The 9,218-nt window shown below is 50.0% G+C and carries 11 protein-coding genes; 10 read left to right on the top strand and 1 reads right to left on the bottom strand.

Annotation, left to right across the window (positions count from 1 at the left end):
* The first annotated feature begins 78 nt into the window (after positions 1 to 78).
* The 8 genes from HW443_RS07785 (at position 79) to argS (ending at position 6,970) form a co-directional block, all read left to right on the top strand.
* Entirely contained in the window at positions 79 to 279 is a 201-nt protein-coding gene (locus tag HW443_RS07785) for a hypothetical protein (protein ID WP_176231931.1), read from the top strand.
* 465 nt (positions 280 to 744) lie between these two features.
* A complete protein-coding gene (locus tag HW443_RS07790) occupies positions 745 to 972 on the top strand; it encodes an addiction module protein (protein ID WP_176231932.1) in 228 nt (75 codons plus the stop codon).
* Positions 972 to 1,274 carry a type II toxin-antitoxin system RelE/ParE family toxin gene (locus tag HW443_RS07795; protein ID WP_246273391.1) on the top strand — a complete coding sequence of 101 codons (303 nt, stop codon included), beginning with the start codon at positions 972 to 974 and terminating at the stop codon, positions 1,272 to 1,274. The genes HW443_RS07790 and HW443_RS07795 overlap by 1 nt, the downstream gene beginning before the upstream one ends.
* Positions 1,275 to 1,433: 159 nt before the next feature.
* Entirely contained in the window at positions 1,434 to 2,627 is a 1,194-nt protein-coding gene (locus tag HW443_RS07800) for a serine hydrolase domain-containing protein (protein WP_176238039.1), read from the top strand.
* A gap of 142 nt (positions 2,628 to 2,769) precedes the next feature.
* Complete coding sequence (locus tag HW443_RS07805) at positions 2,770 to 3,759, top strand: PGN_0703 family putative restriction endonuclease (protein ID WP_176236890.1); 990 nt, start codon at positions 2,770 to 2,772, stop codon at positions 3,757 to 3,759.
* 907 nt (positions 3,760 to 4,666) lie between these two features.
* Entirely contained in the window at positions 4,667 to 4,909 is a 243-nt protein-coding gene (locus HW443_RS07810; RefSeq protein ID WP_176232042.1) for a hypothetical protein, read from the top strand.
* On the top strand, positions 4,906 to 5,139 hold the full coding sequence (locus HW443_RS07815; RefSeq protein ID WP_176236889.1) for a DUF2283 domain-containing protein: 234 nt from the start codon (positions 4,906 to 4,908) through the stop codon (positions 5,137 to 5,139). The genes HW443_RS07810 and HW443_RS07815 overlap by 4 nt, the downstream gene beginning before the upstream one ends.
* 169 nt (positions 5,140 to 5,308) lie before the next feature.
* Positions 5,309 to 6,970, top strand: coding sequence for an arginine--tRNA ligase (gene argS, locus HW443_RS07820; protein WP_176236047.1), 1,662 nt, complete (start codon positions 5,309 to 5,311; stop codon positions 6,968 to 6,970).
* 75 nt (positions 6,971 to 7,045) lie between these two features.
* On the opposite strand, the gene HW443_RS07825 is transcribed toward argS, so the two are convergent.
* The gene (locus HW443_RS07825) at positions 7,046 to 7,504 is read right to left on the bottom strand and encodes a hypothetical protein (protein ID WP_176231999.1); all 459 of its coding nucleotides are present in this window, start codon (positions 7,502 to 7,504) and stop codon (positions 7,046 to 7,048) included.
* A gap of 261 nt (positions 7,505 to 7,765) precedes the next feature.
* On the opposite strand from HW443_RS07825, the gene HW443_RS07830 reads away from it, so the two are divergent.
* Together HW443_RS07830 and HW443_RS07835 are read left to right on the top strand one after the other, a co-directional pair.
* Positions 7,766 to 8,440, top strand: a complete 675-nt coding sequence (locus HW443_RS07830; protein ID WP_176232015.1) for a nucleotidyl transferase AbiEii/AbiGii toxin family protein — start codon at positions 7,766 to 7,768, stop codon at positions 8,438 to 8,440.
* Positions 8,422 to 9,066, top strand: coding sequence for a type IV toxin-antitoxin system AbiEi family antitoxin domain-containing protein (locus HW443_RS07835; RefSeq protein ID WP_176232014.1), 645 nt, complete (start codon positions 8,422 to 8,424; stop codon positions 9,064 to 9,066). The genes HW443_RS07830 and HW443_RS07835 overlap by 19 nt, the downstream gene beginning before the upstream one ends.
* The last annotated feature ends 152 nt before the right edge of the window (positions 9,067 to 9,218 follow it).

Raw genomic sequence — 9,218 nt, forward strand, 5'->3', positions numbered from 1 at the left:
TTAAGAAGGGTAAAAGTTTGCATGATAGCTTGAAGGTTAAAGTCCTTGGGATTTTAGTTTTTTTGACGGAGGTGCTCCATGTTAAAGACATTGAAGGAAATTAAAGAAGAAGGCTGGGATGCCCTTATTGAAAGACTGGGCGTGGCAGGTGCGACTATGTTCGTATTAGAAAGTGAAGAGGGATATGGAGATTATACCACAGAGAGAAAAAAAATATTCGCTGAAAAAAGTCTGGACGACATTGTCAGAGAAATAAAGGCGTTAAAACGTGAGTATTAAGGGCTACATAAAAAGGCCTGATAAAACCCGGTTCTTTCATCCCATTGCCTGCTGGCCACGCGCTTAGCGCGAGAAAACGCTATGGAGATCTTTCGTAAATGGAACTATCTGTGCAGCGAACTACGCTACCTGAGGTGACACAGAAAGGCCATTTGGTGGCAGGCACTGTAGAGCTTCAGAGAAGGCCACGATGAGCGGTTTCAGTCGGGAGCAACGCAGGAAGATTGTGGGCCTTGAAGTGCGGCATGCTGTAGTCTCCTTGATTGTATACGTTACTTGGAATTGAGATCCATGATTTAGACGAAGCAGCGCCAAAACGCCAAGTCTTCTTATGCAGAAAGGAACAGCCCGCATTTACCGATTTATACAGACTGTATAATCATTGTTAGGCCGCACATCTATAACTTGTCATTGCATCCTTCGCTGATATAATGTGTTATGTGATTCAGTAAAGCGAGGTGGTTTATGTCTGCAAATACTGAGCAAGTCCTTAAGCAGGCTTTGCGGCTCTCGCCGATTGAGCGTGCGGAGTTGGTGGAGCAACTTCTGAGCAGCTTTGAGTTTCCAGCACGTGAAACGCTTGACTCCTTGTGGGCCCAAGAAGCCGAAGAGCGCATTGATGCATTCGAGCGTGGAGAACTTAAAGCCAAGTCTGCGCAGCAAGTGTTTCAGAACCTTGACCAGCAGAAGTAATGATGAAGGTTGAATTTCTCGATGTTGCTGAAGCTGAGTTTACAGAGGTGATAGCTTACTACAATCAACAAAGTGAAGGGCTTGGTTACGAATTTGCAGCCGAAGTCAAACGGACTATTGGTCGCATTGTGCAATATCCCGAAGCTTGGGCACCTCTTTCCAAAAGGACACGTCGCTGTCGAACAAATAGGTTTCCCCGTGGAATTATCTATCAAGTCAGATCGGGAACAATCCTGATTGTAGCAATAATGCATCTTCGTCAAGACCCACAAATATGGAAAGATCGTGTTCGATCCTTGTAATCATAGGGAGCGGCCTAACAAGGCGCTGCACCTGACCACCAGGGCGTCGCGGTCCGGCGAGGGTCGTTTTGCAAATGGGAGTTTAACTTTTAGTCGAGGCTTGTTCTGCAAACCCCTGGTGGCAGGTGAGCTTGGTCGTTAGGCGCACGGAGAACGCAAATGCTGATGAGTAACTTCTTGAGGCAGACGAGAGCTGGTGGAGCGACCGAGGCTTCGGATGTGCTCGTCCAGTGCCTGCAGGACCTGTTGCGCCGGCTCGTGTCGCGAAAGGGGGTGAAGCACGCGATCATAGCCGTCGAGCGCGGTGACGAGTCATTCCGTTGGATCGGCGCCGCGGGTGACGCGAAGCCGGACGGCACGCCGATGCGGGCAGACACACCCTTCTTCATCGCCAGCGTCGACAAGCTGTTCACCGCGACTGTCATCCTGAAGCTGCGCGAACGCCGTCACGTCGGTCTGGACGAACCGATTTCGACCTATCTCCCGCAAACGCTGATCGGCGGACTTCACCGGTTGGGCGGGGTCGACTACACCGGCACAATCACCGTCCGTCACCTGCTCAGCCATACCTCGGGCCTGGCGGACTGGTTGGAGGACCGCCCGAAAGGCGGCCGGAGCCTGGTCGAGCGTCTGATCCACGAGGGCGACATGTCGTTGAGCATCGACGATCTGGTTCACATCGTACGCGATCAGCTCCCCCCGCACTTCCCGCCCCAGCCTGTCAAAGCGAAGCGGCAGAAGGTACGCTACTGCGACACCAACTACGTGCTGCTCATCGCCATCATCGAAGCGGTGACCGGTCAGCCGCTGCACCAGGTGCACGAGGAGCTTCTGTTCCGGCCCCTGGATCTGCGACACACCTGGCTCGCCGGTCACTCCAGGCCGCTCGAACCCACGCCCAAGCCTGCGATGCTCTGGGTCGACAGCGAGCCGGTGGAGATCCCCCTGATGATGCGCTCGTTCTGGGGTGTCTACAGCACGACCGAGGACACCCTGAGCTTCTTGCACGCGCTCATTCGGGGTGAGGTCTTCGACGACCCGGCGACGCTCAGCTTGATGCAGCAACGCTGGAACCGCTTCACCTTCCCGCTTGACAAAGCGGCGCTGCGCGCTCCCGGTTGGCTCATCGAGTACGCGCTCGGGATGATCCGCTTCCGCCTGCCCCGTGCCCTCACGTCTCTACATCCCATGCCGGCGGTGTTCGGACACACGGGCTCGACCGGTACCTGGTTGTTCCACTGTCCGGAGCTGGATGTGCTGCTCTCGGGCACCGTGGACCAGGCGACTGCCGGTGCCATCCCGTACCGGCTCGTCCCCAAGATCCTCAGGGCCGTCGATTCAGCCGCCCGCTGAACCGATCGGCTCTCAGTAGCTTATACGGACAGATGCAGGGAATGATCAGGGTGTTCGGATGCATACTACGGCGGCCTAATCATTGTTAGCCCGCTATCCGCTCAGTCGCGGTATGTCGTTTCTTGTGTAAAGGACAAGTCTAATGGGAAAATTCCTTGAAAGCGAAAAGCGCCGCCAAACCAAGTTCAAAGCCAACTCACCTTATTTCTCCGAAGCGGCTCGTGCAGACGGCGTGTATAAAGGCAAGCCGCGACCTTTTTGCTTGCCACTTGATTGTGCTGAAGAGAACCTTTTCCCCGAAATTCGCCAAACTGCTCCAGCCTACTTTGATGCTCAAGGCATCAAATGGCACGATGGGCGGAACGGCAAACCAAGCAATCATCTCTGCGATTCACAAGTTTGTTGTGTCAACTTCCTTTTTCCATTTGCACAAAAGCCCCGTGCGCTGGCTGAAGTCTTACGCCCCATCTTTCCTGGCTTGCGTGAAATGCTCCCGGTAGAAAATGGGCAATATGTCGCCTTCGAGTGGATAGGTCAGGAAAACTACTTGGGCGAGAGAATATCCCGTAACGGTAAACGCACGCGCGGAGCAAACTTTACCAGTGCAGACGCAGCCGTGTTATTCGAACGAAGTGATGGAAAGCGACAGATGGTCTTGATTGAATGGAAATATACTGAATCGTATGGAAGTGTACCGCTTAAAGTCGCCGCAAGTGGCACAGACCGAACAGAAATCTACAAACCGCTTTATCTACGGAATGATTGTCCACTCAACAAAGACCTTCTGCCCAGTTTTGATTCACTGTTCTACGAGCCGTTTTATCAGTTGATGCGCCAGCAGTTTTTGGCCCACGCGATCGAAAAGGCGCACGAGTTGGGCGCAGATGCGGTGAGTGTGTTGCACATAGCCCCAGCACGAAACACCGATTTTCATAGAATCACTTCGCCTGAACTGTCAAACCTGGGTGAAACAGTAATAGACGTGTGGACAAGATTGGTGCGAATAGAGGACAGATTTATCAGCGTAAGTACTGAACGCTTATTCGCCAAGCAATTACCCGAGATACAAGCGTGGAGCGAATACGTCGGCAAGAGATATGCTTGGGTTCAAGCAGGGTCTATGGGTTCATAGTGGAGTGCGGGCTAACAAGAGCTTGCACCCGACGGTGCTGGCGTGGCTGGTCAGCGGCGGCTCCACGCGCTTTATAGTTGATCTTGTGTTGAGGTGGGTTTTCCCGCAGTCGCGGCGCGGGTGAAGCCCAGCCCGTTCGGCGGCTCGTTGCCAGCATCCTCATAGCACTGACACACAGGTATAACCTATGCCAAGGATTTGGACACTCGGAAGCACCAATAGAAGAACGCAGTTCACTTATACTGGCAACGTCAGCACTGGCGTTACGTTGCTGTTCACTGGCAAGCCATATATATCGCCAGAGTTCTTCAAAGCAATCTTGACGCGATTCGATGGCAGAACCATCGCTGGTGGCTTTAGCATGACAGACCCGACGCCCAGTGGCTTGGGTCAATGGGTGGAGTAAAACTCCAAGCGACTTAATGGCATAAGCCTCACCCCACGGCATGCATCTTTCATCGCCGCCATATTGGTACACGAAGGGTTGATTACCAGCAGTCTCACGGGGAATGCGGTCTATCTGCATTTTCCAACGACGCGCTGAGCAGTAGCAACAAAGGCGAATTCACCAATGGCAACATATAGGGAAATTCAAGACTATATCAAGAGAAAGCATGGCTATACCGTGAAGACTTGCTGGATTGCTCATGTCAAGGAACTGACTGGACTTGAGCCTTGTATCGCACCTAATCGAATATCAGGGCAAAAGCGGCGACACCCATGCCCGAATGACAAGCGACCAGCGATAGAAGACGCCTTACGATATTTCCGAATGATATGATTGAGTGAAGTGTATGGTGCTTCCATTGTTGTTTTTGCGCCGCCCAACACCGCGTGCAGGCGACTTTGCTCCGCTCCGCTTCGTAAAGCGCCTGACGCGTACCATTAGACGTAATAAAGGATGCAAATGAAATTTACCCAATATTTTCTTTATGTCAGACAAAGACCGGATCGTGCTAAAATAAGAATGGAATGGATCGAAGATACCATCAAGAATCCAGCCTATACGGAGGTTCAGTCTGACGGAAGAATAAGAAAGTGGAAAAGGATAGAGGAAGAAGATAAAATCTTACGGGTAATATTGCTTCCTGATGGAGAGACCGTTCACAATGCCTTCTTTGACAGGAGCTTTAAGGGGGAGATGAAATGAAAATCAAATATTTTTCCGATACCGATACCGCATTAGTTGAGTTTTCCGACCACGAAGTTGCTGTAACCAAAGAGATTAACGAGAATATCTACATTGATCTAGATGCGTCTGGTAATTTGGTTGCAATGACTATTGAGCATGCCCACCAACAGGCGAGTCTGCCTTATTTATCTTACGAACAGATAGAAGCACAAATAGAACCAAAACGTCTAACAAGCCGCTCCACTTGACGCTTTACTGGCACGCGGCATGCAAATACTGGCAAGCCGCGCGCCAGACGCGCAAGTGAGCTTGGTCGTTAGACTGTGGGAAAACCCCCGTTGTCTTTACTCGCGAATCTAAATAGCCTAAGATTATAAAACCGCAGGTTCCGCAGAAGGGAAATTCTGAAAGGAAACCATGATTCGCCATGAATTGCAAAAACTGCTGAAAGAGGCAGCCAGAGCCATCCTCAAGGATGGGGAGAAGTTCCAGGAGAAGGAAAAGGAAATAGTTCTGGAAAAACCCAATCTGAGGGAACATGGAGACTGGGCCAGCAATGTGGCTCTGGTCCTGGCTGGAGTCTGCCGCCAGAATCCCCTGGTCATTGCTCAGGAGATTGTCCGATATCTGCCACAAGATCTTGGTTACGTAAAGGAAGTCAAAATCGCCCGGCCTGGCTTCATCAATTTCTATCTTTCCGACGACTACATCCTGTCCCAGTTGGGGGAGATTGCCCGGGACCCGCAGGATTATGGTAAGTGTGATCTGGGACAGGGAGTCAAACTTCAGATAGAGTTTGTCAGCGCCAATCCAGTTGGCCCTCTTCACATAGGTCACGGCCGCTGGGCCGCTCTGGGAGATTCTCTAGCCAGGATCTTCCAAAGCTGTGGGTACCAGGTGGAAAAGGAGTTCTATATTAACGACTATGGTCTTCAGGTCAGACTCTTCGGCCAGTCTGTTCTGGCTCGCTACCAGGAGCTTTTCGGCCTGCCTGCTACCTTCCCTCCTAACGGGTATAAAGGGGAGTACGTGAAGGAATATGCCCAGGAGCTAATAGGGCAGGTGGGGGACAAATTCGTCACCCAGCAAGGTGAAGAGGAGGAACTCATTTCCCGTGCTATTTCCATAGCTCTCCAGGATATCCGAGAGACGTTGGAGCTTATGGGGGTGGACTTCCAGGTATGGTTTAGTGAGAGGGTGCTGCATGAGGGGGGTGAGGTAGATAAGGTTATAGAGAAGCTAAAAGCTACCGGAAAGACTTATGAGCGAGAAGGAGCTCTCTGGTTGAGGACGACAGACTATGGAGATGACAAGGACCGGGTTCTGGTCAAGGCTGACGGAGAGAAGACCTATTTTTTGACCGATGTTGCTTACCATGAGAATAAGGTAGAAAGGGGATTTCAGAAGATCATCAATATCTGGGGGGCCGATCATCATGGTCATGTAAGAAGGATGGAGGCAGCTCTGGAGATCCTGGGCTACGACCCTGACCTTCTGGAAGTCATTATCGGGCAGTTGGTGAATCTGACCAGGAGAGGGAAGCCCTATAAGATGTCCAAGCGCTCCGGAGAAATGGTCACTCTGCGGGACCTGATAGAGGAAGTGGGTCCCGACGCTGTGCGTTATTTTTTCCTGATGCGGCCCTGCGATAGCATGCTTGACTTTGATATTGATCTGGCCCGGAGCCATAGCTCCAACAATCCGGTCTACTACATCCAGTATGCTCACGCCCGCATTCAAAGCATCATGCGTCTGGCCTCTTCCAGAGGAATAGAGGTGGAGGAAGCCTGGAGTTATCCCTACGACAGGTTTTCCCATCCTGGTGAAAGGGAGCTGGCTAAAGTTCTTATCTCCTTTCCCTATGTGGTCATAGATGCTCTTGAGCACCGGGCCCCCCATTTTCTGACCCAGTATGGGGAGGAGCTGGCCTCGGCCTTTCACGGGTTTTATACCCAGTGCCGGGTCATCAGCAAGGATAAAGATATGACCATGCGGCGCCTGGTTCTCGGTCTGATGGCCAGGGAGATAGTACGAAAGGTGCTTTTCCTTCTGGGGATTTCAGCGCCTGAAAGTATGTAGATGTTTGGGTACTCCAGTGCACGGGGCATTTCGGCACAGAAGAGCATTTAAGGTTTCAGTGTCAAGAGAACATACTCAGTTATACGACAGATAAAACCAGGAGGCGGCTATCTCATTGCGGGCTTCTTTTATTTTCTTGTCCACTATTTTTATAGCTTCCTGTGGAAGGAGATTTCTATCTGTAGTCGGGATCTTCAGGTCAAATTGCAACTGTCTCCTGGTGGTAGAGGAGCGGCGGCGAGGGGGTTTTATACTTTGGTAGGTCCCCAGCAGCCTTTCTTGAGGAAAGTCCAGAATAAGGTCGGCCAGTTTGTGGTAGGAAAGCTGAGGGATGGTTCTCACCCTTCCCTCTGCCTGCTGGGGGTCATCAAACTCCTCGTAGTAAATGAGAATTGATTTGTCCGGATTGTAAAGATATTTTTTCCACTGAGCATAAAAGCGGCATATGCTTGTGGAGAGATCGGGAAGGGTCAGGGAGATAAATCTATCGTTGCCGTCATAGAAGAGGCAGAAATAGTACTTTTTGTTTCTCATAAGTTACCCCCCAAAGGTTTTTTGCCACGGCTCCTTCCGGGAGTGTTTTTAGGCTTTTCGCAATTTCATGATCTGTACTCATTATAAGGGTAGGACCTCTGGAAATCAAGGATTTCCCAGACAGGGTCTGGAATTTCCGAGACACTGATGCGGAAATTCCCGCTATCCTGGGGTCATTACTTTACCAATCACCTCGATGGGTTGATACGAAACGATAATCGTGTTATAATCGAAGAAACTTAACAGATTTAATAAGTTTCTATGAACAAACAAGTAGCGGAAAGTTTACAGAAAACCCTGGGTATTTCTCAAGAACAAGTGGTTCGCCAGGAATACGAGATGATCCTATTAAAACAGCTTTTCGAAAGTAGGCCAGGTAAATCATTTGTTTTCAAAGGGGGAACAGCTTTAAGATTAACCTACGGCTCACCCCGTTTTTCAGAAGACCTGGACTTTTCCGTGGTAAGTGAGTTTGACAAAGAGAAGCTAGATCGCTTGCTTAGGACAGTCGCTGACCAATACGAAGCCCTAAAGCTTGTTGAGACGATACAAAAGACCTACACCTATTTTGCTCTCTTCCGGGTCAAAGAAGACTTTCTGAGCCAGGCGTTTCCGATTAAGTTTGAAGCCTCGGTCCGCCCAGTTAGCTGGGAGAGGGGAAAGGATTATGAACTGCTAGTTTTAAGTAGCAAGGTGACCAACCTTACGGTCTTGGCTCAGGTAGCTAGTTTAGAGCGGATAGAGGAGGAGAAACGGGGCATCGAGCCGCCAAGAATCAGGGATATTTTTGATATGTGGTTTATTGGTCAGAAGTTGGGGAGGATCAGCCCGATGGATTTTCGGGGCTTCGAGCCAAGGGTGGTCAGGCGCGACTTGTATAAGTTTCTGCCCGAAAAAGACAAGAGGCTGATAGAGCAATGGTTACCAAAACAATGAGCAATATTGAGCTTTTACAGACCCTAAGGGGCTTTAATAAGCCTTATTTTACCGTGGCTGATTTGGAAAAAATCTTAGGCATGGGGAGGAACAGCCTGTACGTTACCCTCAACAGGCTAGTTGAGGGAGGCGTGCTTGTGAGATTAAGAAGAGGGGCTTACCAGCCTGAATTTCAAAGCCTGGGGTTGGAAAAAGTGGCTAATGAACTTTACTATCCCTCCTACCTCTCGTTTGAGTCAGCTTTATCAAGATACGGAATCTTAAGCCAAATTCCCTATTCTTTAACCTTTGCTACCACCAGACGCTCTAAAAAGCTTACCTTAACCGGAAGGGAAGTGGAGTACAGACAACTTAAGGAGGACTACTTTTTTGGTTATACATTAGAAAACGGTCTTTATATCGCTGAACCGGAGAAGGCGGTTCTTGATCAGCTTTATATGCTGACTAAGGGAAGAGCAACGAGTGATATAAGCGAGTGGTCGTTGGTGGGTCTGAAAAAAAGTAAATTCTTGCAATACAGTAAAAGCTTCCCTAAGACAGTTCAGGATAGGGCAAAGAAGCTAACTCCCAGGTTTGGCAAGTACATTGCTACTTTAGAGGAAAAGGAATCGTTTCTATCCAGTTGAGGTAGTGAAGAATGTAAATGGTCAACCGCGGTTGACCTTTGAGGAAGCCTACGCGCAAACGCCTTAAACTTCAGACTTCATCATCACTGTTATCTAATAGGAATTACGCAGTTGACTGCCTAATCCCCTAGCCAGTATGGTTATAACATAAC

Source organism: Candidatus Hakubella thermalkaliphila (genome assembly GCF_013281975.1).
Classification (GTDB): Bacteria; Actinomycetota; Humimicrobiia; order Hakubellales; family Hakubellaceae; genus Hakubella; species Hakubella thermalkaliphila.